The following is a 23,543-nucleotide window of genomic DNA, read 5'->3' as shown; positions in this document are numbered from 1 at the left end:
GCTTAGGAATGAAATGATTGTGATCGCCAAGTAGATTACCTGAAATCCAGATAAATAGCCTTAGCTGCGGTGCCGCATGAGCAATGTCTCGACCAAGGATTGAGCTTTTTTTAACCGTTCAGGCTCATCAGACTGTGCCACCCAGGCAGCTAACTCATTCAGTGAACCATTGACTAAGTGAGCAAATCCCTCGGCATCGATTGTGTTTAGCTGTCCCTCAGCAACAGCCATCTGAATAGACTCATAGAGTAAACCAAAGCCATATTGGTCAATTTTAGCCAGTTCATCTGCTGCTAAAACGGCTGGAGCTTCAACAAAAACCAAACGCCGCAGTTCGTCCTGCTGAGCAACTTCTAGAAAGGCCTGACAACCGACGACTAACTGCTGCCAATTATTGTCTAGTGGTTGAATTTTAGTTTGGATGTAGTCTGTGATCTCGCGATAAGCTTCAATGATGACAGCCTTAAACACTCCCAGTTTGTCGTTGAATTGGTGATACAAAGCGCCCCGTGTAATCCCCAATTCGCTAATAATTTCTTCGGTGCCTGTAGCTGCATACCCCTTTGTTGCAAACAAGTAACGCGCTCGCTCAAGAATGGCGCAGCGAGTCCGTCGAGTTTGCTCAGCTTTAGTCAACTTGGCAGACATGGTAAATGGCTCAGATTTAACATTCAGACAGTATGTATCTTGACAGGCAAGGAAGACACGCTCTATTTTGGGATACATACAGATTGTATCTTTTATAAGGATTTTCCTCTAAGGGGGGCTGATGTTCGCTACGTTAAACACTCGCAAAGCAACGACTGCTGATCTTCCATTCCTTGCCAAAATTGAGTATGAAGCCTCTTTGCCGCCGCTGAATCACTGTTTTTGGGAAGATCTGTTGCATGGTACCGGAACCACCGCTTTGCAGTTTATTGAGGCAGAACTGAGGGCAGATGCTTCTAATTGGGGCAACGTAGCAGATTTCTTGATTTTGGAAGACCAGGGAAAGCCAGTTGCAGCAGCAGCAGGCTATGTGCCTGATACAGAGGACTACTGCCCGTTACGTCTAGCTTGCCTAGAGGTGATTGCCCAAGAGTTGAAGTGGTCTAAAGACAACTTAACCGCCTTTTATGATCGCTACATGGCCTTTTGGGGCGGTGATTTGCGACCGTTTTTCCTCACACCCCAAGCGACCTGGATTATTGAAAATGTTGCCGTGTTGCCAGAGTCGCGGGGACGAGGCTTTGGCAAAGCTTTACTCAGAGCCTTGCTAGAGGAAGGCCGAGCGCAACAGCACGACTATGCAGGCATTATGGTCATCAATGGCAATGATGTGGCTCGACATACCTACGAATCGCTTGGGTTTAAGCCTTATCAAACCTTTCACGCGGACTACTTCTCAGAACAGTTCAATATTGAGTTTCCGGGAGTGACGAAGTTTGGTTTGCGTCTCAATTAGACAGGAGCACAGCCATGTCTTTAAAGACAATTTTGGTAGCCGGTGCAAGCCGGGGCATTGGACTTGCCGTTGCAGAACATTTCATAGACCAGTGCGATCGCTTATTAGCCGTGTCTCGTACAGCGGCTCCGGTTGGTGAATGGGTGCAGGCAGATTTGTCTAACCTGACAGGTATAGAAACGGTGCTAAAGGCAATTGGGGACGATTGCTTGGATGCCTTGTTATACATGGGGGGCACCTGGGAGACTCATGCCTTTACCAGTCAGTACCGCTTTGAAGCGTGTTCTGATGAAGACATTACCCGAGTGATTGCAGTCAATTTGTTAGCCCCGATTCGGTTGGTGAAAGCGTTACTACCGATCCTGCGAAGATCGAATAATCCGAAAATCATTTTTATGGGGGCGCTCTCAGGTCGAGATCACTTTCCAGGAAGGGAAGTTGCCAATAGTGCCTCTAAGTTTGGGCTGCGGGGTGTAGTGCATTCACTGCGTGAAGAATTGCGATCGCAGCAAATCGGTGTAACAGTAATTAATCCTGGCAATGTTGGCACACCCGAAGTTTTGGCTGATCTTGCATCAGACAATCTAACGGGTGGTGAAGCAATTCCTTTGACAGATCTTCTTTGCATTATTGATTGCATTCTCTCATTATCGCGAGCCACTTGTATCAAAGAAATTGATGTACCTGCAATGTTAGGCAAGGGAGCTTAATGAAACTTAAATTTACGGCACTGGCAATTAGTTACTGTGCTAATGGCATGAGTTGCTAGTTACCAGCCACCCAACACTGCGTCGGTGCGAACAGTACAGAGGTTATCGGTGAGAGCTCAAGCTTCTCTGCCGCCCTATAACTTCACCGTTAGGCAGAAAATTTTATTTGAAGCGTGGTTGAGAAGTTAGTTGTTGGTGTTTAGAGTGAAGTCACTTTGAGTTCATGGGTGGGGTCGTCATCTGAAGCATCTTGTTAAGGCAAGCTTCACGTTAAAGAGGCAAACAAATGAAAAAAATCATTGTTCAAGCAATTGCTATTCCCAGTACAAGCCTGGCAAGGCAATTATTACCAGGCATTGATTTTGCCGATGCCTTTAAGTGTCAGGTTCCAGAGGAGCAACTTCAAAATATCGACTCAGTGACACGAGCCATCTTTTTGACCCTACCGCAGTGGATTGCAGCCTTGTTGGCGCTACGTAATGCTATGGTTCACCCGTTTGGTTTAAAAACATCGATTGCCACAGCGCCATCTAGTAGCCGAGACGAACTTCAACCAGGAACAGCAGTTGGGGCCTTCGAGGTACTCGAGCGTCGGCTGGACGAGCTGCTGCTAGGTGAGGATGATCAGCATCTCGATTATCGGGTTTCAGTCCGCTTAGAGCGAGAGGAGGGAAGCTGCTGGGTTGTTGTTTCAACTGTAGTGAAATTCAACAACTGGTTCGGTCGAGCTTACTTTGTTCTGGTCAGATCAGTGCATCAGATCATTGTCCCAGCCATGATGAGGTCTGGCTTAGCGAGTGCAGTAAGCCATGTGTCAAGCGCAGCGGCATAACTATCCAGTTTAAAGCGCAGCATAACAGCCCTGTTGGAGCGGACTAGAGGGAGATCATAGTAGGTTCCGAAGTTTTTTGTATCCGCTCAACAAGAACGTTAGGCATTTTCCGCGGTATGGCCGCGAGTTTGAATACTTATAGCAATGGTTTGAAGCGACTCACCCTGCGCTGAGGCTAAAGCCGAGAGGCTATGTACGCGAGGGGCAACAAAATTTGTGCCGCTCAGGAAGCTTTGGAGACTGTTTTGCAACGAGGACAGCCGTTCAACACTTCAAGCTAGACGCGCTACTGATCGCTTGTCTGCCATAGAGGATAGCTCCGAAGCCAGTAACATACATCAACAAGCTATAAACGGCAGCGGGCACTGCCATGTCGGGGTTATTGAGTAGACCAGCAGTGATAGCGATCGCCAACGTTCCATTTTGAATGCCCACTTCAATAGCAATACAGAGCTGTTGAGCCAAGGGCAGCCGAAACAGCTTGCCAGCAAGAAAGCCTGCTAGCGTTGCCAGTAGGTTGAGCAGCACTACGCCGATTCCCACCTGCACCAGGAAGCCTGGGAGCTTACTACCTTCCCTGATTAGTAACAGCACAATAATCAGTGCTAATAGTCCGACGGCAAGGCGGCTCATTTGCTTTTCTAGGCGACGCGCTGTGTCAGGAAACTGGTGACGCATTGCCATCCCAATCGCTATAGGCAGCAGCGTGATCAGGAAGATTTGCAGGATGGTAGAGCCAATCGGCAGGGTGATCGCAGCGCTTTCCCTGAGGAAATACTGGAGCGCCAGATTGGTAAAAAGAGGAATCGTAAACACGGTGATAATGCTGCTGACTGCTGTGAGCGTCACTGATAGAGCAACATCACCCTTTGCCAGATAGGTAACGAGGTTCGAGGAAGGACCACCAGGGCAGACTGCCAAAACAATCAGACCCACAGCGATCTCCGGTTGCATCGGCACTACCAGTGTAATCAGTGTCCCAAGCAGCGGCAGCAGCAATACCTGGCAGACCGTGCCCACTGCAACCGCCTTGGGGTAGCGAGTGATTCGCTTAAAGTCTTCTGGCACCAAACTCAGTCCCATACCGAGCATGACAATTGCTAGAGCCAGCGGCAGTAAAACAGCGGTGAATAAGTTGCTCTGCATAAGTGCTAGAGATTGAGGACAGGAGAGGATTTAATCTGTTCAGACCAAAAACAAAATAGCCCCTATTCTACCTTAAGCTTTACAGCTATCATCAGTAAGTCTTAATCTCACCAAAGCACTGCCTAACAACGCCCATACACGCCGACCGCCGAGCATTGGTTGGCTTATGATGCAAAGGTTATCTACAGCGGGTAATGGCAGCGTTCTGCCGTTGCATACGGCTTGGCTGTTAGTCAAACTTAAATTATGCCGATTGAGCCTTTAGAGTTTAAGCCAATTGATTTGGCAAAGCACGCCGATGTCTGCGTAGCTTTCCGGGAAGATTCATATGTTTGCAGCTTTGGGTCAGCAGAACGCTTTCACGCGGTCGATGGCAAAGGAGCAGAACGCTACATCAACTGGCTGTGCGAGAAGATGAAGCGGTTTCCTGGTGGCTGCGTTCACGTTTGGTCGGGCAGCGAAATCATCGGTCAAATGGAAATGGGACGTTTCAGGTCAGAGGCCTCACTAGGCTACGTCAATTTGTATTACGTCGCTGCCCCTTGGCGCGGTACTGGCGTTGCCAGTCTGCTTGATGAGTATGCAACAGCCTTCTTCAAACGGTTTGACTTGCACTCCGCACGTTTGAGCGTCAGTCCGACAAATACAAGAGCAGTAGCGTTCTATCTTAGGCATAGATGGAAGGACTTGGGACCACAAGAGAACGCGCCTGAGGTTCACTACATGGGAAAAGATTATGGGTGACCGACAGCACAGGTGTAGGGTGAAGAAATAAGTGTCTTTGACGAAGAACTAAATGTCACGATGAGCGATTTTGACTCTTTCTAATTCTCACCAGAAAAAATGTATTGCTACATCAAGGTTTGCTCTTGCTGCTCGTCTCAGCTACAGAGTTTTTTAGAGAAGCTTCAAACCCCAAGAAGATGAATTCAGGGCATCAGATGATCTTGACAAATAGTGCTTCGTTCTTGTCACTTATTTCTTCGCTCTACATCAACATGGTTGGCGTAAGTCCCCAACTCAGTGGTTCTGGCTGATACCAGAAGTGTGGGTCTCGAATAGCTGCCGTCACTGCACGCTTGAGCCAATGTTTCTTTGGTAAGAGACCTTCATGTCCACCGTACCGAGCTTTTGGGGCTTGCTTGAACAGGTAGAGCTGACGCATGTTTAACCTTTGACTTCAGGGGCTTGCTCTGTTAGTGCTGCGGCTTCAACACTGGTTGTTCAAGGTAGGTGCTTGCCAAACCCAGGTGTTCAGTACCGCAAACGTATTGCATGAGCTTTGGGTGTTCTGGGGCTGAGTTGCTGTTGCATGAAGTCTGCACTGCCGTTGACGGTTTCAATGCGTCGGCGATCGTGTGCAGTTTTTGCGCCAACTGTGCAAGCGCCTCTTGTCGTAAAAGTAGTGCGTTTCCATTGTTGGTCATACATTCCTCGTTTTGGTGTTTAGCTTCTTTAGCCAGCGTAGTCTAGGAGGACGATCGTACTCGGCGTCCACTCTGTGGTTGGCTGACCGTACAGCCGCTTCAGTTCATGCAAGTCCAAGTCCAGGCAAACCGCTAGTTTGGCTAAAACCGCTGCTTTGGGTGCGTAGGCTAGTTTGCCTTGCTCAATTTTGGAAACGTAAGTGAAGTCAATCCCAGTTTTCCTTGCTAACTCCCGCTGACTAAGCTTCTTACGCTTTCGCGCTGCCCGAATCAGCAAACCTACTTCGTTGCTCATATGGTGCGGCTTTTTTAGTTTTGGTTTGATTGGCTTTTTTGGTTTTGGTCTCAAATGGGGAATGCCTACATTTCGATACGTTTTGCTAGCAGGCATTCCTTCTTTTGCAAAAATGTTGCCCTGGCTCTGTTTGAGACAAGGCAGCACGCTGTAACGCTAGACAAGCGTTTTCTGTGGGTGTTGTCCAGTTAGTGAGACTAGAACTGGAGCGTCGAGTGGCTTTATCGCCTGACTGAGCAACGTTGTCATGAATGCCTCACAGTCCCACCCTGGTGTCCCAATGGTAAACTCGCCTGTTCGCAACCACCCGTAGTAAGGGCACTGGGGGTTTGGACAAGGCAGTACACACCGGACATACTCATGCCCACGCACTGCGTTTGGTGAGTCGGGAAATTGACCTCCGTGGGGAAACTGTTGTGCGAGTTGTTCGTCTCTTCTCAGGTCTTGAGAGAGGTCGTAACCGTTGCCTCTTAGGTTCATAGTCGCTGCCAAGCTGAAGTACGCCCTGTCGCGACGTCAGGAGGAAGGAGTGAGGTGGAGGGGTGAGCCTGGCGGTCATGCTGTGTCCTCCGCATATCCGCTCCATGAACTACCCCGCCTCATAGGAGGACGGGGTTTCTAACCCAGAGTCCTCTAGATTGCGGAGTTTCTGACGCTTCGTTTCAGCCAGTTGCCGAAAGCCTCCAGTATGCTTGGGGCTTTTGGTAGAGCCGGACTGATCTGCGTCTTTGAGAAGGCTAGTTCCTAACCCTCTTGCCCAAAGCAGGCACACCCTAGCAGACGCGACATCTCGATTCTCTGTGCAACCACAGGGGCAGTCGTGAATACGCTCATTCAGGGTCTTTGGTTTGACTTGCCAGCATTCAGGGCAGCGCTGCGATGGCTTGAGTTTTTGAGTCGGTGCTTCCAGGTAAATTCCGTTCGCCTCCGTCTCTTTGTACGCCAACATCCCGCGCATCATGCCCCAGCCAACATCCAAGATGGAGCGGTTCAAGCTAGTCTTCTGGCGTTTCCGCTTACCCTTTTTGGCTTTGCTGGTCATGCCTTTGATATTGAGCTTTTCCGTCACGACGAGGCTGTTACTGCTCACGATCTCTGCCGTGCGTTGATGCGCCCAGTCTGTGCGCTGTCTAGCTGCCTTGCGGACAAGCTTGGAGACTCTTTGTTGGGCTTTCTTCCAGCGGCGCGAACCTTTGATCTTTAGCTTGCGATTGGGTGCCCTCTTCCTCCGTTTCTGTTTTGATGCTTGCCTGACTTTTGCTTGAGTAGCAGCAAAGTAGCGGGGATTCTCAATCTTTTGACCATCACTCACAGCGATTGCCGTCAGTGTGCCAAAATCAAGCCCCACCGCACCTTCTTCAGTCTTTCTTTGAGGTTCACATTTCACCGTGACAGAGGCATACCACTTGCCGTGTCGATAAACGATGGTGCAAGTAGTCGGAACGCCCCAGGTGCGTGCTTTGCCGCGCATCTGAATCTGCCCCAAATTAGATAATTCCAGATACCCGTTATCGCCCGTTGTGTGAGCCTTCCAGCCGCTAGTAGCTGGATAAGTCCAGCCTGAATAATGCCGAATCGACTGAAACCGAGGATAGCCACCCAAGCCCTTGAAGAAGCGCTGGAACGCAAAATCAACCCGTTTGAGCGTGGCTTGTAAAGCCTGCGAACCAAGCTCAATGAACTCAGTCCACACTGTTTTGAACGCAGGCAGTCGGTTCTGCTGATCGAAGTAACCTACAGACTTGCCAAGCTTTTGATAGCTATCCTTTCGGTCTGCCAAAGCAGAGTTGTAAAGATAACAATGCAACCGTCGCCACTCATACAGCTTGCGCTCTTGAGCGGGTTTTGGATACAGCCTGAAAGTAATTCTGCGGGTTACAATCACGAGGTTATTATAGCTTGAGTTATCATGCCCAAGACTGGCTACAGGAAAGCTTCACACTGTGTTTTCTCAATTCACTTACACGTCTTTTTTGTCCCCAAATATCGCAAGCACGTTTTCAATGCAGCAATGGTCAAACGGCTAGAGGAAATCTTTACGCGAATATTGGAAACGCGAAAATGCACCCTTGAGGAGTGTGGCGCAGAAGCTAACCACATTTATCTCTTGATTGATCTGCATCCAAACAACAACATCTCTAGCCTGATGGGTAGCCTCAAGTCAGCATCTAGCCGGATCTTGAGACAAGAGTTTGCCGAAGAACTGAGCAAGTTCTACTGGAAGAATGTACTTTGGGGTGAGCAATACTTTGTTGCGTCTACTGGCGGGGCACCGATTAAAGTGTTGAAGCAGTACATTCAGAATCAGGACTCCCCGGCGATCTAGTTGACAACTCCGCTCCGCTCCATTACTGCGCCTCTCATCCCCGGCTTAGAGAAGACCGGGGATTTCCCGTCTACCTGTTAACAGCTCCCATACTGAGGCTCCTTAAACGAAACGACTGCTCTGCCGCTTCGTCAGAAGGGGAGTAGGGGAATGGGTGGGAGAGTTGATTGTGTCTGGTTTTGACTGTTCAGCTAATGGTTGTGCCTGGCCCAACGGAGTTTGCCTAAACAGGCGCTGGCTCCTGAGACTGTGTAAAGGCTTGGCGTGGAATCACGTACCGGTCTACCGTAAGAGGTGCTGTTGAGTATGCGTTGCACACGACCAATGTCTAATTGCCAGCGATGCCTCAGTACAAAGCAAAACGTCTCTGCGTCAGGGTGAACCTGCACGCCGTATTGGCTGGCAAACCATTCCCAACCAAACGCTTCTCTAGCAACAGCGGTCAAAGCTTCGCTGCGATCGCCTTTAGTGGGCTGGTTAAGAACGAGGTTTTGGACACGTCGGCTTAACAGCCGTTCCAAGCTAACAGTGCCTGTCCCAAGGCTGTAGGATGTGTTGCTGGCGTCTGCACTCCAGTCCTTTGGTTGTGGCTTTGGCTGTCGTTTTGGGGCTATGCCCAGATCGGTAATTTGATTCACCCAGACTGGTTCAGCCCGACTTAGCGATTGGTAGCTACCGTCTACGCCTTGGGTTGGTGCCATAACACACACTTTGCCAGCGCCCAGCAGGTCACCCAGCCTTAACTGGGAGTGGCTCAAGCAACACCGAGTGAAGTCAGGCAGTTGCCGACACCGTACCCCAATGTGGTAGCCACCGCTTTGGGTTCGTTCAACGAAAGTGTGTTTTAACGACGCTTGCTGCAATAACCGTCTGACAACGGCGTTGCAGGCTTCTGTGGTGGCAAAATGCTTACGGTCAATGTCGATCCAGACTGTGTTTTGCCAACCGCCCAGAGTGGCTACACCTGTGGCTTCATGGGCAAACCAACGCTTCAGTTCGTCCTGACATGGCAGACGGTGCTGAAACTGCATATGGTTGACTAAAACTGCTCTAGCATAACGGTCTAGGTAGGAGGGATTTTTGCCGCTGTAAAGCAGTCTGCCTTTAACTATGGTTTGTTCATTTTGCGGCGCGATCGGTAGGACTGGATACCCATACTCCAACAGCCACTGAATCGCTTCATTGACCTGATCATTGGGACTATACCAAGCCTGCCCCACGCTGCGGCAGAACGCTTCGAGCCTAGGCGTGTTCATCTATGTTGTTTTGAGGAAAGAGCGTTGTGATAGGGAAAGCAGCGTGACTGCCTTCCCTTTAGACAGTAGAAGCCGTGGTAACGAGTGCTATACCGTTACCACGGCTTCTACTGCTACCGCTGTTGTTGCTACTGCCGTTGCGGTTGGTGCCGTTTTTGGCGTTGCGGCGTCCTCCGCTCCTTGCTCCACCACGCCTAACTCACGGTTTAGCTCCTCTTGTCGTTTTAGTGCCGCTTCCAGTGCGGCGGCTTGCTCAAACGGTTTGTTGACAATCGGTTGCAGTGCTACTTGTTCAGCCCGATACTGTTCAAGTTGCTCCGTGGTTTCGGTGATTTGCTTCTCAATATTGTCCAGAGCCGCTTCCAGCGCTTGCAACGTCCCTTTAGGAGTGTCACGTACGACTGAGGTGTACATCTGTTTCCCTTTCAGGTGGAGCAAGGTTTGGTTACTCACTGGCAAGTTTTGCAGCATGAGTTGAAACTCAGCGAACGTGCCAATGTCCTCGTACCCGTCACGCTTCTGTTTGTACGACGCGTCAGCAATTGCCTGTAGAGCCTCACCGGCTTCAGCACGTTTCTTGAAAACAGTACCGTTGAGTGTGATTGAGAACTGCTTGGCACTGGTCGGCTGGCGTGTAATCCGGTCGGACTCATAGCGCTCTAACCGTGCGCGGGCTTCGTCAATCATGCGGGGTAACGTGTGCAGCTTTTGCTTCACCACGGCTTGGGTTCCCTGGTAGGACAACTCTTCCAGCAGCAGACCGCTAATGGTGTTGTCCAGTGCGACCTTCTCCTTAAACCGTGGATCACCGGTTGCTGTCGCTACCAGCGTGGCAAAATCTAGCGTCGTTTCGTCAATGTCCTCCATTGTGCGCTCGTCGGACTCTTCGTAGAAGCCAGCGAGAATGAAGTTGGCTTTTCGCAAGTTCACTTCGTACAGGTACGAGTCCGGACTAAGACCCTGAATGGTTTTGTGCTTCTCGTTCTGGTACGGCTTCCCAGTCGTGACGTAGCTGTAGTTGCGTACCTTCTTGTACCGGTTCCCTGGTCTGATCTGCCGTCCGTCCCGTTGCCAGCGGTCGATTGGTCGCAGCGGACAGTCCACGTGCCGCACTTCTAGCAGTCGATCGGGAAAGTGTGTCCCAGCACCAAGTTTTCTTGTGCTACCGAACAGAATGCGGATCACGCCCTGTCGGAATTTCCGTGTCATGTCAGCTTTCTGTTGGTCAGTCGTGGCGTCGTGTGCGAACGCAATTTCAGACTCCGGTACACCCTTCTCAATGAGCTGCTGCTTCCACCAGCGGTAGCTCGAGAAGCGTCCTTCTGTGTTCGGGGTGCCCGCGTCGCAGAAGATCAGTTGAGTTGCCTGTTCCTCCTGGTGTTGCGGATGAGCCCAACTTTCATAGACGTCCTCCAGTAACAGCCGGGCTTTGGTAAACTCGTCACCCAGTCCACCAATTTCCTCGTCAGTCAGGAACTGTCTCAACGTCCCTTGTGGCAATAGTCTCAGGTCAATGACTCCCTGCTTCACGTCACTGGTGATCCAGGGAATGTTATCGTCTCCCTTCTTAATCCGTTTCCCACGGCAGCTGCGGGCACGCTCTGCTACAGAGTCGAAGAACTTCAGCTGTGAGGGACTGGCAGGGACTTCACGAATGATGTACTCGCACTCTGGTTTCTCAATGTCCAGTTCAGACTCTTTCACTAAGTCACTGACCAGGAACCAGAGCGCCTGCATTTCAGGTTTGTTTGACCAGCTTGCCAGTCGGGTCTTTAGCTCTAGAATGCCAGCAGCAGTAATTTCGACACTAGTCTTTGCCTCGGCGAACACGCTAATTGCGTCGTCAAACGCCGCAATACCACGCTGTTCCAGCACTTGTGGGCACAAGAACTTGAGGTTGACCCAGAACTGACCAAGCGTATTACGAATCGGTGTGGCGGTTAGCAAGTACATGCACTTGCCTTCCCCGTAGGTTTCTGCCAGGTAGCGGGACTTGTAATACAGGTCTTGTGCCTTCTGGGACACAGAACCCATAACACCCAGTACACCCGTCATTTGGGTGTTTGTTTGTAGCCCCAGGTACTCCTGAGACTCGTCGATGAACAGACGACCAATACCAGTGTGCTCAAAATAGATCTGGTCACGTTTGCCGCCTTCAACTGCTGCTTCAGTCTTTTGCTTTGCGCGGTCTTTCGCCTTTTCCAGGTTCTTAGTGGCACCGCGTTTGTTGTTCCGCCCTGAGTTGTAGAACCCGTCTTCGGCTGCCTCAACAGCGTCTGCCACAAACTTGTTAATGGTCTCTGGCAGTAGTGACAGCATTTTCAGTGCGGTCTGAGAGCAAACCACTAAATCCCAGGCACCTGTACCAATCCGAGCCTGAAACTCCTGCCGTTTGCGAGCACCCTCTAAGTCTTTCGTACTAATGGTCAGTACTTGTAGACCAGGGTAAATTTGGACTGCCTCTGCTGCTTGCTGTAGCACCAGGTGATCCAGGACAACCAGGCAGGGCTTATAGCACAGTTGGTACTGCCGCATAAGCTGACTCGCCACAATAGCGATTGCGGTCTTCCCTGCGCCTGTAGGATGCTGTACCAGAGTGTTGCCAGCTTTGACCATGCGCCAAATGGTGTTGTACTGGTAGAGCCGTTTTGGGTTAGACAACCGCTGTTGCCAAACCTCTGAAATCCCTTTAATCTTGCCAATCAGGTGTGAACCATTGAACTTGCGACGTCGGAAGCAGTTGAAGTCACGGTTGTAAATTTCAGCCAGTCTGGTCGCACGTTCCCAGTCTTGCCACACCCACCGTTTGAACAGGTCTTTGAGCCTGTCCTGTTTGACCATTGCCTTACGGGTCTCAGCCTGGTTCTTGGTCGTTGTATCGTGGTGTGTGTCGTAAACGACGGGCGTTTTCTGGTTCAAGGCTTGAGCAATCAGCTTGGCTGCTGACACGCGATCGGTGCCGTACTCACTGGTGTTGAGCAGGCTACTTACGTCAGCGCCTTCTACCGTCCATTTGGACGAGCGCGGGTTCTTGTAAACCGTTACTTTGTGGGTTGCTGGCAACTCCAGCACGTAACGAATGAATTCGACAATGATCTCTGGTGGTAGCCATGGGGAACCCAGTCGGGCATAAATTTTGCCCGGTTCCACTGGTTTTAGCTGCACTGCCTGGAGTGCTTTGACGTTGAACAGGTAGTTCGGGACCGTGCGGGCTGCTAGCTCTGCCTTTTCCAGCCGTTCCCGGACGTTGCCACTGAGGTACTCGTCCTCAGACACCCACTGCTGCGTTACCGGGTCATGGAAGACCAGTGGATGCTCTTCTTTCTGAAGTTCAACCAGAATTTCATCTACAGGCTTGCCGTAGATGTGGCTCATGTACTCTAGGTCAATGCGTCCCTGTTCGAGGTTACTTTGAACGAGCGCTTCTGCGGCAGACTCTACTTTGTCCACAGACTGCACGTGCTTAATCGTGCGTCTGCTGAAAATGTCTGCTTTGCGAGTTAGTTCTGGATAGTCTGGATCCCATGTCTCCAAGGCTAACAGTAATGGGTAGTCTGGGTCGTTCCCAAAGACGTTACTGTTGCCCTGACTGTGCAACCAACCCATGTTGCTCAAACCCGTAAACTCGTCATAGAGCCGCTCTAAGCGTTTCTGTGCTTTTTTTAGTTGTTCGTCGTCGTCAGACTCCCATTGCACTTGCACAACATTACGGGCGGCTTCTTTGATCATGATGAGCCACCATAAGCGCTTACGTGCTGTGCCCTTGACTTTCACCCGCTTCAGTATGCCGTCCCGGCACTGCCACGGTTCGTTTTCGTGCCATACGAAGGCAAAGGGCTTAGTCTCCTGCATGTCGAGCGGCATCGCCTTTGTGTCTGGTTCCTGGTACTGCTTCTGTGACCGGGGTGCTTCATAGATCTGCTGTGGCAGGCGTTCTAAGACACCTGCTAGTAAGGCCTCGACATCGCCTTCTGGTTCAAGCGCTAACCGTCCCGCACCGTAGAGCTTGTCGCGCCCAAGTTTGCCTAGCAGGTGCTCTGGGTGCGACTGAAACCACTGATTCATGAGAAACGGCTCTTGCGTTTCTTCATTCACGATCGGGCTTTCCACCAAGTTCACCCACTCGTCAGCATTACCCTCTTCGTCTTCCTGGAGCTTCTGGAAGATCAGCAGGTCGGAACTTGCGTCTGTGTTGGAACTCTCACTCAAGGCACCCATTGGTAGCTTGAGCGCGGCAATGAGTCTCACCCGTTGGGCTGCCCACTCACGAAAGGGTTGCGACTTCTTGGACTGAAGCGTACCAATGGACGTTAACACTGCCCCAAGGCCGCCGCGTCTGAGTGCTTCGATCTCGCGCATGAGGCAATAGTCATGCACACCACCGAGGGAACGCAACTGACTCTGTGGGTCGTAGGGCACCACTTCACTGAAAGGGACGTTCCCTACTGCCACATCGAAGTCAAAAGCTAACCGTGTCCGTTCAATCGGACGATTGACCACTACAGCTTGTGGGTAAAGCTGTGCTGCGATCGCGGCACTTATGGGTTCTGTTTCAACCCCTGTCCACTTCACTTTCCACGCTTGAGGAGCCAGTCCGAGAAACCAACCGGGTCCACAACCAAGCTCAAGGAAGTTACCGCCCCTGACGCCAAACCGTGCCAGCACCCGGTAAATGAAGTCGATGAGGTACGTGGGCGTGTAGTACGCCGTGTTAATGGTCGAGCGTACCTTGGCGTACTCTTCGTCGGTCAGTAGTGCTTGCAGCTGCTCTGCGTCTTTCACCCACGCTGGTTCTACGGGCACTTTGAACAACGGCGTCATCACTCCCATGCCCCAGTAACAGCTCAGACGTTGCGCGTCAGTGTCCGTCCGTTCCTGTTTGCCTGTTTGCAGCGCTTTGACCGTCTCAATGGCTGTGAGTGTGTCGCGCACCTTTTGCCGCACGGTCTTGGAACGTTGCAACCACTCTGGGTCAAGATGTGTGTTTGGTACGACTGGCTTAGTAGCTTGAGTCTGGGGTTTGGTCAGTTTAAATTGTTGCAGCATATGCGTTAAAGCTGAAAGTTGCCCTTGCAGTCGCCTGCGATGAGCTTGAGGGTGAGGGAAAGCGGTCGGGAGTCTGTCCCATACCCCGGACTTAGAACCACAGGTTGTAACTACTGACATGACTTTCTCGTTGGAAGACCGCCCCTCTCTCCCCCTTTTTTCATGCGGTCGTTGACATGAAAAAAGGCTCTAATCCGAGGACTAGAGCCAGTTACGTTCAGCTTGTGAGGACGGACACCTGCGGACAGAGCGGTTTAGTACTCGTCTTCCTCTTCGGTCTCTTCAGACTCTTCGGTTTCGTCCGCTTCTTCAGGTTCTTCCTCTTCGTACTCTGCTTCGACGTCTTCATCATCGGTTTCGTACTCTGCTTCGACGTCTTCTTCCTCGTACTCCACTTCTTCAGCTTCAATGTCAAGCGTAACGGCTTTTCCTTGCAAGATTTGGTGTCCTGTCAAATGTTTGCCTTCGCTGTCAATTTCGACGCTGAAGATCTGGAGCTTGTAAGTACCGAGCCCAAAGGTCGTTTTTCCCGCTTTGACTAGCGCGTCTACTGTGCTTGCAGCATTCCGTCTGACTGCAACCGTTTCATACGGCGCGCCTTTCAGATGGACAACGCGAGACGCGCTACCGCTGCCGCCCGTGTACGTTTTAATGGACACCCCAGTAATGTCAAACTCCAGGGGTAGCATGAGCTGTTCTTGAGTGTCGTCTCCTCCAGGGTAAGCCAGTTTCCACACCGGCTCTGGTAAGACAAGTTTGAGTGCCAGTAGTGGCAAAAGGTCGTCACCATCAGTCATGACCCCGCGCAGGTCTTGCACAGTTGTGGCCTCGCCGTGTTCTTCGGTGAGTAACCAGACTTTAGAGTCTGACCACTCGTAGACCTGTCCAACCGTCGTGTCTTTGACTCGCCAGTTAAACCAAGCAGCAACAGACTCGTTGTCTTTCGGGCTGTTGCAGCTCAAGGGTGAGGTCAGCTTGCCGACTTGAAACACAGCACCGGCTTCAGTGTTCTTCTGCTTGATCTCCCAGTTGTTTGCACCGAGAGTCAGCACCATTTTGTCTCCGTCTTTCGCAACTGAAAAGGAGGAGATCTTTTTCAGCGCCAGTACACCCGTCTCAGCATCGGATTCGACCGAAACACGAAGAATTTTCGTCAGGTCGAGGGGTTGCAGTGGCTTGCCTGCGAACTCAAGAAACTTGAGAAACATTGTTTGTTCGTCGGGACTGAGTTCCTCCAGACCAATGAGCGCTGAACCTGCTCGTGTATAAGGTCGGGTCAGAAGACTTAAAAGCGACAGGTTGCCACATGGAAAGGATGTCACTGGCAACTTTGCTTGTTTACCGGTTGCTGCGGTTACTGGGGTTGTTTTGCTTGCCGCAGTCTTAGAGTTTACTTTAGCCATGGGAAGAAGGTTTGAAGAATGAAGTTCCCCCTTGCTGGTCAGGAGGGGTGAGAGGGGAAGAGGGTGGTCGATAGGCAATTGGGCTTGATTGGGCTGCTTTTAGCCACGTTGGGTCTAAACTGTCCCAATCTGGTCTTTCATGGGTTGAACTAGGACAATTCGGGCTTTTTTGGGTCAAAGCTGGTGCAAAACAGGACACTTTGGGTCCTTTGTGGGCAGTTTTTGCTCAACTGCCCTTTCGACCTTTAAGGAAACCAGCTTTACGGCTTGATGACTAAGCTGCGTCCCCGTTCTTCGAGGCGAGCAAACGGGAGTTCGCCACCGTTCTCCAAGAACTCTCTGACTGCGTCTTTATCGACTTCTAACCTCAGCAAGTTGGGGTAGAATTGCGCGATGTCCTGAATCGGGTAGTCCTCGTCAACAGCCAGTGGCTGCTTGCCACCGTTGTTACGGGCACTGAGCTTGAACGTTGTGGTTTCCAGCTTTGCGATTTCGCGTCGATCAAGGAAGGCTAAAAGCTTTTGCTTCAGCCGTACTGCCAGGGACTCGTCCTGTTGGGCGATCGTCTTCAGGTCTTTAGCCTTTGACTCCCAGACTTTCGCCTGGGCTTTGCGTTCGTCACTACGAGCCAGCCGATTGAAGATCAGCCAGCAATAGCGTTCAACAGCGTCTTTGGCAGCATTTGTGGCTTCCAAAAAGGCGTTAGCAGCCGTTTCTAACTGCTCTTCTGTAACGCTAGCGTTGTCCTCTGCTGCTTGTGCTAAGGCGTCTTCCAGTAGCACCATGGCTGTTTCAGCGTCATAAAGTGACACTGGTTTAGAATCGTTGCTCACGGCTGTCAGGGCTGCTAGAGGTGCTGTCATGTCTGTGGTTGTTTCTGAGACTTTGCCTGGTTTGTCTGTTTTCTGTTTTGGCATGAGACTTTTGGGCGAGCGTTTACGTGCTGCGCCAAAGCGAGGAGGGGCGAAGGAGGAAGAAGAGAGCGTTCCTCCTCACCTTTGCGTTTGCTGCCGCTCGTGCCGGAGTCGGTGCTTGCAGAGCGGTTGTTGACCCATAGCCTTCCAGAGTGCTGGGTGGGTTGGCAGCACCGCTAATTGTGCTTGAGCGTCAGGGCATGTACAGCGGTAATGCGTCTGTCCGTCCGCTGTTGGTTCACAGACAACTAAGTGTGCCGGTCGATGCTTGTTCTCGTAAACCGCTGTAATGGTTGCTTCAGGAGCAAGCGGCAACCACCTAGCGATCGCCGTGAGTTGGTCTGCCTGCTGTGGATTAATGGAAGCTAGCTTGTAGGCACCGCTACGCAAGGCGCGTCGCAGTCGGAAGGGTTCTAAGAACGCCTCACAAGGAACAGTCTTGCAGTGACGGCTGTCGTCGTAGGCGTAGAACGCAATGTTGACGGTAGTGCCTTCCAGGTCAGGCGTCACCTCAAGAATTTGCCTCGCCGCCATACCGTTGGCTTCGAGTACGGCATTAGCAAGACCGGGTGTGTAAATGAGTTCGGCTAACGTTTTCTTAGCCGTCTCCAGTGCTTGTACCAGCCGTATGTCTGTGTTGCAGTTTCTAAGGGTGAGTGCAGGCATGGCAGTGTTTTGAGAGATTCTGCCTGCCTCATGAGCAAAGTGAGGGGAGGAGTTGAGGTTAAGGCTTAACGTGCGGAGTCTTTAGCGACCTTAGCCGACTTCGTAGGCGTAGGTACTGCTAGTGAGGGCGCACCAATATACTTCTTTGTCTCTGGGTTGTACCCAATGACCTTCACTCCCAAGCTCTCAGCATGGTGCACCATTTGTTGAGTCCCTACCCCTTTTCCGTTGCTGATCAGAATGAGTCGATTATCAGAGTTGCCTTTGAGGTTCAGCAGGTCTAACGTTGCGTCTGGGCTTTCATAAACTTCAGTTTGAAACGGGGCTTTACCCTCGATTTCACTACTCACCTGTTCTTTCCTTACTCCAGCCTCAGCCGCTGCTACTAAAGGCTGTAAACACTTCAGGTTGTCTGGGTAGTCATTCAGCGACGCGACAATAATTTCAATGCGCTCGTGTCCTCGCTTCTGCCCTTCTTTAATGGCTCTCTGGGTCAAAGTACACGTCTGTGTTTGGATGTCTGTAGAATCTGACTGTGGGCAGCATTCCGAGTCAGCGTCTATCAAGTAACGTGCTGGCTTCGGCGACTGTACTTCACTGAAAACTGCTTGCAGTTGCGCTGCTTCGGCTTTCAGTCCCTCTCAACGCAGCTCTGTCAGCACTGCAACCGTCCCTTTGTGGAAGTAAGCGCCCTAGTTGCTGACGGCAAGGTCTAGACTTTCGGGGGTAAGCGGTTCAACGTCGATTTGGAAGTTGTTTTGCTCGTTTGGAAGGACACACTTGGCTCTGAACTCGGCTTCTGTATGCAGACCAAAGCCGTCAAGGTAAGGGGTTTCGCCTTCGCTTTCAAGCTTCACAACTGCGTGGCGGAAAACTGGGAAGTCGTCTAGTTCTTCTAAATCAGTACTGATCACAAGGCAAACCATGCCAGCGTCAAGACTGTCTTGTAGGGCGCAGGCAACCATGAGACAACCGCCCTCCACAACACCGATTGCGTCTGGGGTGTCGAAGTCTTCTGGGTCGATCGCATGTCTGAAGATTTCTGTGTCACAAAAAGACTGAATGGCTTGACTGACTTAATTGAAGGGCGCCATGTTGTCTCCATTCATTGTTTAATTCATTGCAAGCTCTGACCTTACTCTTACGATTTCTGCCAGTGCAACTTTCAGCACGGTCTCCACTCTGTCTTCTAATCCAGGGCACTTGGATTCGCGATTGCCAGCGACGTTTAGCGTTTGAATGCCCTCATCTAAAACCCAGTCTTTAATCCGTTGTACGGGCTCGTTAGGGTGCTTGAACAAGTTGGCGGTACTAAGGTGCAGGCAGGGTTTCCTATGCTTGTCAGCCAGCTCTACAGTGCGAAAAGTGCCTTTGTCCTGTTTAGGGTCAATGCTGCCCAGAACTAGGGTGCCGTCTGATTGCTTTACATTGAGTTCAGTGCGGAGTATGTACGTGTGACCGGCACTATTACCGCACGGACCTTCAACCAAGCCATAATCAGCCAAACGGGGATTTGTGCCATTGGGAAATCGGGCACAGCACTCGACTAACCAGCCGTAAGGGGCAACGCCGCCTGTCTGAAGCCCTAATGCATGGGCTGCCTTCAGTCCACCTATGTCCGCTCCGGTTTGTCCACCTGAAATGACAACGAGTGTTGTTGGTTTAGGTACCACTGTCTCTACTCCTTTTGTGGTTGGTGTTTTTGGTGCGATCGCTGGCTCTAGAGCTGCTGCCTGCACGACGTTAAGAAAGGCTTGGGGCAGTTTCACATTTGTGGGCACTGCTTTCCCAACCCACAGTCCGCCTATTTCGGTCTCTGAGTAGCCTGCCAGTTCGCAGCCGAAGCGAGTGACCAGAAACTCATGCTTAGGGTGTGCGATCGCATGTTCCAGGAACACACTGATCTGTTGCTCGATCTCGTTTAAGGGGACTGAGCGTAACTGCTGCTCTTTGGGCTTCGTCAAATCTTTGGTCACAATCGCGTAAGCTTGACCCTGCCGTCCACATGGGTTGCCGTATTCTGCACCGAACTTCATGGCTTGGAGGGCAGCTCCTTTACCGTGCCGTCCCTGAGTGTTGCCGACGAACATAAACACTTGGTATGGCTCTAGAGCGGTGATACGATCAGGTGAAGCCGTTGCTTGGTCGCTGACTTCAGCTGCGTCTAACTGCTGAACGAACAGCAGTTCTGCCAGCACCTGTGCCTGTGAAATGGGTGTACGGGCAAACTTGTCAGTCAGCACTTTGCCTTCTGCTGCAGTTGTCAATGTATCCATGAGCACAGGGTTCTCGGTTGCCCACCGTTGCCAGAGACTTTTGTACTGGCTATGCAATGCTTCTATAGGCATTGGTTTCAGCAGCAGTTTGCCTTTCCCTAAGCGCCAGTCATTGCCTTGCACTCGGTACCCCTTTACGTCCAGTTGACACGCCTCTTCAATCGTCCGTCCGTCGCTCAGCTTTGCATAGAGGGCACTGAAGCGGCGATCACCTTGAGTAGAACACTCATAACCTGCTTTTCTGACTGGTGCATAGTGTGCCCACTGGGACGCGGTTGCTGCTGGTCGTTGTGTCCGCTCAGGAAATTCAGGCATGTCTTTGAAAGCGGTTTCGGGAGTTTGCATTGACGGTGTTCGCTGGTTGTCCAGGCAGGTTTTGAGTGTGTCGAGGTGGCACCGCTTTGGTTCACGATTTCAATGAGTGAATGCTGGTTGAGGCTGTTCATGGGCTGTGGTTTGGTTGTGTTTGTTCCGTACTTGCAGAAGTGAGCAGGCGCGAGAAGGAAAGAGTGCGGCGGCGGCGGCGGCGAAAAACCAACCCCTCTAGCTTGACTAGAAGAGTTGGTTTTTACTAGCAGCGAGAACGCAGAAGTTTGCAACTGGGCTGGTTGTGACCGTTTGTGTAATTGCGGAGTTGGCTACTCCGCAATAGTGACGGTAGCCTCAGATTTGCGGTGAAACTGCACTTTGTACTCCTCCAGCATTTCAATTAGAGCGTTCATGTACCAGGTGCCCTCAATCCGTTTGGTGTCCATGAATGACACCAGCACAGGCGCTTGTCCTTCGCGTGCTTGAAGGTGCGGGATTTGGAGCGGCTTGCGCCACTTGCAATCTATGTCTTGCAACGCTCCAACCGTCCCTAAGGGGAACTCGTTTTGTGCGTCCCGAAAGGCTCGAATGAGCACTCCTTGAGGTGCTGCTTTCCGTTGTTCGTCAGCGTAGGTAAAGCTGCTTTGTTGGTTGCGAAGGCGCGCCAAGCACTCCCACTCACTCGTATTAAAGTCCAGCAGCAGCACACAGTACTGCCCCACACCTGATTGCTCTGTAACGACGAAGTTAGACGCACCAGGTTGAGCGACGGGTCCACCTCTCGCCATGACTGTGTCAATGTGGCTCTCTTTATGAGTATTCGAGCGATTGCCGAATTGGCGCTGTCTCGCTTCGAGTTCTTGTTGATTCAGTCGTAACAAACACTGTCGCATGTGCTTTCGCTGCTCCTGTTCGCTAACCTCAACCGGACGACCGTCCTCTAGCTTGACTTTAATGATTTCAGGCTGCCGCTTTTCAGTGTCAGGGTTGAGCTGCACTTCTACCCAGTACCGTTCCACTGCAAGGTCGAGCAGGCGCTCAATGAGAGCCCGGATCGTTTGTTCGCTATTGGCACCAAAGTTCTTGAGAAACTCAGCCTCTGTGCCTGCCGCTTGCAAGTTTTGCTCCATATATGCCTCGACTGCGGCTTTGACAGGCGCATAGATCATACGTCTGCGAGCTTCCTTGTACTCAGCCATTGCTGAAGGCAAGTTTTCGTCGGAGCGACGGGGCAGCTGATCGCGTACCGCCATGTACTGACGATCATTGATAAAGTTCGTCAGCAGGGTCTTAAAACCATATCTCAGACTGTTGTACAGCTTGTAGAGAGCCTGAGCTGTTTCTAGTTCCTCGCTGGTCTTTCCCATCGTGGGATTCAACACAATGTCTTGGGCCAACGCGAACGCTTGGGGGTCGCAATCAGAGGGAGTGGGAGTACGTTTTTGCATAGCGATAAGTTTGTTCCTGAACGTTGTGTCACTGGGGCGTCAGCCCTCACAACGGATACAAGCAAGGGAGAAAGGGCAGGAAAGAGAAGGAAAGGCGTTACAGCGAGCAACTTTTTGCTTTGCTGACTAATTTTTTGCGGTTCGACGACACGCTTAGAAAGCTGAGGTAAACTTGTTTGGCTTAGTAATTTTGTACTGTTTTATCAATATTAGGAGGCTGTTCTTATGTTTATAAAGGTTAGTGAGCTAGAAGACGGGGTACGGATGTGGTTTAACTGTGCCCTCAAGCTGCTTTATGTCAACACTATGCCCGCACTGCCGGGCTCGCCTGAAATGCTTATGGAGCCAGCTTATTGGGAAGCAAAACTAGCGCTCGATATTGTAATTCACGAACGTCCTCGTTGGGCAGAGGCTTACTACCACCGTGGTGTGGCCTTTGCAGCTCTGACGGAAGGCGTTTGGGTTAGTCCGTTAACAGGACGGGCTTTACAAGACTTTGGCACAGCGCTTAGTCTTGACCCTAACTTTGCTGAGGCTTACCAGGCACGCGCTGCTTTGTACTCTCAGCAACGCCCTCAACGAGCGATCGCTGACTTGGGCAGCTTAATTACGATTCAACCCACTGTGGACACATACTTGAAGCGGGCAAGCCTGCTACGTTGGCAGGGAGAGTATGCTGCTGCCGTTGCTGACTACCGGGAAGCCTTGAGACGCTATATATCGTATTGCGGGGTGGTCGAGCGTCAACAAGTTGAAGGTTATATGGATCGAGTGTCTCTAGAGTTGCAGAACGGCAATCTGCAGGGTGTCCTGAACAGCCTCGTTATGTTCTGGGAGCAGCACAGCTTTATGAGCTACCAGTAACAGTGCGCTTTGGGAATAGAGTGAGCTGTTTTAGGGCTGGTGTTTGTGGTGTTTGTACGTCTGAGGTGGCTGTTGTCTGTTCTACGTCAACTGGTATCACTGTTGCTATGCTTTTTGTTTTCTTTGAGCCGTTGGACTTTTGAGCCTGACGGCTTTTTGCTAGCTTGGTCCGCTCTACTGCTTCTTCGGCAGTGACTGGCATGGGTGCGTGCAGGCTTACTGGCTCTGGTAAGGTCACCGCCCAAACCCCATTGCGGTTCAGTTGGAGCAAGAGCACGTCCCAAGCTAGCTCTGGTTGTACGGACTGCTGGAGCTGGGCGATCGCGTGATCGAAGCATTCCAACAGGTGCGGCTGGTCAAACAGTGAGCGCTGCCACCACTGTATGAGCCACATCTGTTGGGTTTGCGTCAGTGCTTTGAGGCTTTGCGCTAGTCCTAAACACTCATGGGGTGACCGCACGCCTTGTGCCAAAGCACTGCTTATCGGTGCCAGTGCATTAACCATTCGGCAATGCTGCAAGATTTGCCCTGGTTGACCGGGTGCCAGTGCTACTAACTCAGCCGGTGCTGGTGTGACATAGGGCGCTAATACAGCCTGACACTCGGACTCTGAAAGCGCCTGCAGGTAGAACGTTTGGCAACGCGAACGGATTGTTGTGGACACTGCGTCTAGTTGGTCTGTAGTCAATAGCAACACCGCTTTACGCGGCTCTTCCAAGGTTTTTAGTAACGCATTGGCCGCACTGACTGTCAGCGTGTCCGCTTGGTCAATCAATATGACACTACGACTGCTGACCAACGGCTGTTGACGTAAGTAGCGAATGAGGGACTGCACCGCGTCTACTTTGATAACAGCGCGTTTGCCAGTTTCAGTGTCAAGCGGTTCCAGGGTATAGAAGTCTGGGTGTCCGTCCAGTAGTAAGCGTCGTTGACCGGGCAGATACAGCAACTGATCGGCAAGCCAGCGGGCTAGCGTCCGTTTGCCAACGCCTTGGCTGCCAACGAACAGGTAAGCATTGTGGATTCGCTCTTGGTCTAAAGCGTTTTGTAGTAGCTGTACACTCAGGGCATGTCCAATTGGTTTCATAAGAAGATTTGACGAATTTGGGACAGAATGGGTCAGGTAAGGTCAGCTTTGGGGCATTTAAGGCAACTTTAGGACTTACTGGGTCAATTTGGGA

At 51.3% G+C, this 23,543-nt stretch carries 23 protein-coding genes; 6 read left to right on the top strand and 17 right to left on the bottom strand.

The features are described from left to right. Positions 1-60 precede the first annotated feature (60 nt). Positions 61-648 carry a TetR/AcrR family transcriptional regulator gene (locus tag H6F76_RS05695; protein WP_190506644.1) on the bottom strand — a complete coding sequence of 196 codons (588 nt, stop codon included), beginning with the start codon at positions 646-648 and terminating at the stop codon, positions 61-63. Between the two features lie 121 nt (positions 649-769). Between H6F76_RS05695 and H6F76_RS05690 the strand changes: the two genes are divergently transcribed. The 3 genes from H6F76_RS05690 (at position 770) to H6F76_RS05680 (ending at position 2,986) form a co-directional block, all read left to right on the top strand. After that, the gene (locus H6F76_RS05690; protein ID WP_190506642.1) at positions 770-1,444 is read left to right on the top strand and encodes a GNAT family N-acetyltransferase; all 675 of its coding nucleotides are present in this window, start codon (positions 770-772) and stop codon (positions 1,442-1,444) included. A gap of 14 nt (positions 1,445-1,458) precedes the next feature. Beyond that, entirely contained in the window at positions 1,459-2,154 is a 696-nt protein-coding gene (locus H6F76_RS05685) for an SDR family NAD(P)-dependent oxidoreductase (protein WP_190506640.1), read from the top strand. 286 nt (positions 2,155-2,440) lie between these two features. Beyond that, on the top strand, positions 2,441-2,986 hold the full coding sequence (locus H6F76_RS05680) for a DUF2867 domain-containing protein (protein ID WP_190506638.1): 546 nt from the start codon (positions 2,441-2,443) through the stop codon (positions 2,984-2,986). 264 nt (positions 2,987-3,250) lie between these two features. Here H6F76_RS05680 and H6F76_RS05675 read toward each other — a convergent pair whose 3' ends face one another. Beyond that, positions 3,251-4,132 (bottom strand): bile acid:sodium symporter family protein, encoded by an 882-nt coding sequence (locus H6F76_RS05675; protein WP_190506636.1) that lies wholly within the window; start codon positions 4,130-4,132, stop codon positions 3,251-3,253. Between the two features lie 246 nt (positions 4,133-4,378). Between H6F76_RS05675 and H6F76_RS05670 the strand changes: the two genes are divergently transcribed. Beyond that, on the top strand, positions 4,379-4,876 hold the full coding sequence (locus H6F76_RS05670; RefSeq protein ID WP_190506634.1) for a GNAT family N-acetyltransferase: 498 nt from the start codon (positions 4,379-4,381) through the stop codon (positions 4,874-4,876). A gap of 244 nt (positions 4,877-5,120) precedes the next feature. Here H6F76_RS05670 and H6F76_RS05665 read toward each other — a convergent pair whose 3' ends face one another. The 5 genes from H6F76_RS05665 to H6F76_RS05645 all read right to left on the bottom strand — a co-directional run bounded on the left by H6F76_RS05665 (position 5,121) and on the right by H6F76_RS05645 (position 7,736). Beyond that, positions 5,121-5,297: a hypothetical protein gene (locus H6F76_RS05665; protein ID WP_190506632.1), complete on the bottom strand. Its 177-nt coding sequence runs from the start codon at positions 5,295-5,297 to the stop codon at positions 5,121-5,123. A 31-nt stretch (positions 5,298-5,328) separates the two neighbouring features. Beyond that, on the bottom strand, positions 5,329-5,559 hold the full coding sequence (locus H6F76_RS05660; RefSeq protein WP_190506629.1) for a hypothetical protein: 231 nt from the start codon (positions 5,557-5,559) through the stop codon (positions 5,329-5,331). A 28-nt stretch (positions 5,560-5,587) separates the two neighbouring features. After that, on the bottom strand, positions 5,588-5,854 hold the full coding sequence (locus H6F76_RS05655) for a helix-turn-helix transcriptional regulator (RefSeq protein ID WP_190506628.1): 267 nt from the start codon (positions 5,852-5,854) through the stop codon (positions 5,588-5,590). 156 nt (positions 5,855-6,010) lie between these two features. Continuing rightward, on the bottom strand, positions 6,011-6,334 hold the full coding sequence (locus H6F76_RS05650) for a hypothetical protein (RefSeq protein ID WP_190506626.1): 324 nt from the start codon (positions 6,332-6,334) through the stop codon (positions 6,011-6,013). 109 nt (positions 6,335-6,443) lie between these two features. Beyond that, the gene (locus H6F76_RS05645) at positions 6,444-7,736 is read right to left on the bottom strand and encodes an RNA-guided endonuclease TnpB family protein (RefSeq protein WP_190506680.1); all 1,293 of its coding nucleotides are present in this window, start codon (positions 7,734-7,736) and stop codon (positions 6,444-6,446) included. 27 nt (positions 7,737-7,763) lie between these two features. On the opposite strand from H6F76_RS05645, the gene tnpA reads away from it, so the two are divergent. Then, positions 7,764-8,180, top strand: a complete 417-nt coding sequence (tnpA, locus tag H6F76_RS05640) for an IS200/IS605 family transposase (protein WP_190506623.1) — start codon at positions 7,764-7,766, stop codon at positions 8,178-8,180. Between the two features lie 191 nt (positions 8,181-8,371). Here tnpA and H6F76_RS05635 read toward each other — a convergent pair whose 3' ends face one another. The 9 genes from H6F76_RS05635 to H6F76_RS05595 form a co-directional block, all read right to left on the bottom strand. Further along, positions 8,372-9,436 (bottom strand): bifunctional DNA primase/polymerase, encoded by a 1,065-nt coding sequence (locus H6F76_RS05635; protein WP_190506620.1) that lies wholly within the window; start codon positions 9,434-9,436, stop codon positions 8,372-8,374. Between the two features lie 87 nt (positions 9,437-9,523). Further along, a complete protein-coding gene (locus H6F76_RS05630; RefSeq protein ID WP_190506619.1) occupies positions 9,524-14,482 on the bottom strand; it encodes a DNA methylase in 4,959 nt (1,652 codons plus the stop codon). 254 nt (positions 14,483-14,736) lie between these two features. Then, a complete protein-coding gene (locus H6F76_RS05625) occupies positions 14,737-15,885 on the bottom strand; it encodes a hypothetical protein (RefSeq protein ID WP_190506617.1) in 1,149 nt (382 codons plus the stop codon). A 260-nt stretch (positions 15,886-16,145) separates the two neighbouring features. Beyond that, positions 16,146-16,802 carry a siphovirus Gp157 family protein gene (locus H6F76_RS05620; RefSeq protein WP_190506615.1) on the bottom strand — a complete coding sequence of 219 codons (657 nt, stop codon included), beginning with the start codon at positions 16,800-16,802 and terminating at the stop codon, positions 16,146-16,148. A 75-nt stretch (positions 16,803-16,877) separates the two neighbouring features. After that, entirely contained in the window at positions 16,878-17,465 is a 588-nt protein-coding gene (locus H6F76_RS05615; protein WP_190506614.1) for a hypothetical protein, read from the bottom strand. A gap of 65 nt (positions 17,466-17,530) precedes the next feature. Continuing rightward, entirely contained in the window at positions 17,531-17,962 is a 432-nt protein-coding gene (locus H6F76_RS05610; protein ID WP_190506613.1) for a hypothetical protein, read from the bottom strand. Positions 17,963-18,157: 195 nt separating this feature from the next. Beyond that, positions 18,158-18,430: a hypothetical protein gene (locus tag H6F76_RS05605; RefSeq protein WP_190506612.1), complete on the bottom strand. Its 273-nt coding sequence runs from the start codon at positions 18,428-18,430 to the stop codon at positions 18,158-18,160. A 147-nt stretch (positions 18,431-18,577) separates the two neighbouring features. Then, positions 18,578-20,086 (bottom strand): putative molybdenum carrier protein, encoded by a 1,509-nt coding sequence (locus tag H6F76_RS05600; RefSeq protein WP_190506611.1) that lies wholly within the window; start codon positions 20,084-20,086, stop codon positions 18,578-18,580. 293 nt (positions 20,087-20,379) lie between these two features. After that, a complete protein-coding gene (locus H6F76_RS05595; protein ID WP_190506610.1) occupies positions 20,380-21,498 on the bottom strand; it encodes a hypothetical protein in 1,119 nt (372 codons plus the stop codon). A 225-nt stretch (positions 21,499-21,723) separates the two neighbouring features. Here H6F76_RS05595 and H6F76_RS05590 point away from each other — a divergent pair, with 225 nt between their 5' ends. Next, positions 21,724-22,362, top strand: coding sequence for a hypothetical protein (locus H6F76_RS05590; RefSeq protein WP_190506608.1), 639 nt, complete (start codon positions 21,724-21,726; stop codon positions 22,360-22,362). On the opposite strand, the gene H6F76_RS05585 is transcribed toward H6F76_RS05590, so the two are convergent. Beyond that, positions 22,346-23,449, bottom strand: coding sequence for an AAA family ATPase (locus tag H6F76_RS05585; RefSeq protein ID WP_190506606.1), 1,104 nt, complete (start codon positions 23,447-23,449; stop codon positions 22,346-22,348). The two genes, H6F76_RS05590 and H6F76_RS05585, sit on opposite strands and share 17 nt — an antisense overlap. Positions 23,450-23,543 lie beyond the last annotated feature (94 nt).

This window comes from Leptolyngbya sp. FACHB-321 (assembly GCF_014695975.1).
Classification (GTDB): domain Bacteria; phylum Cyanobacteriota; class Cyanobacteriia; order Leptolyngbyales; family Leptolyngbyaceae; genus Stenomitos.
The sequence above is the reverse complement of the archived record's forward strand: the minus strand, read 5'-3'. Positions and strand labels throughout refer to the sequence as shown.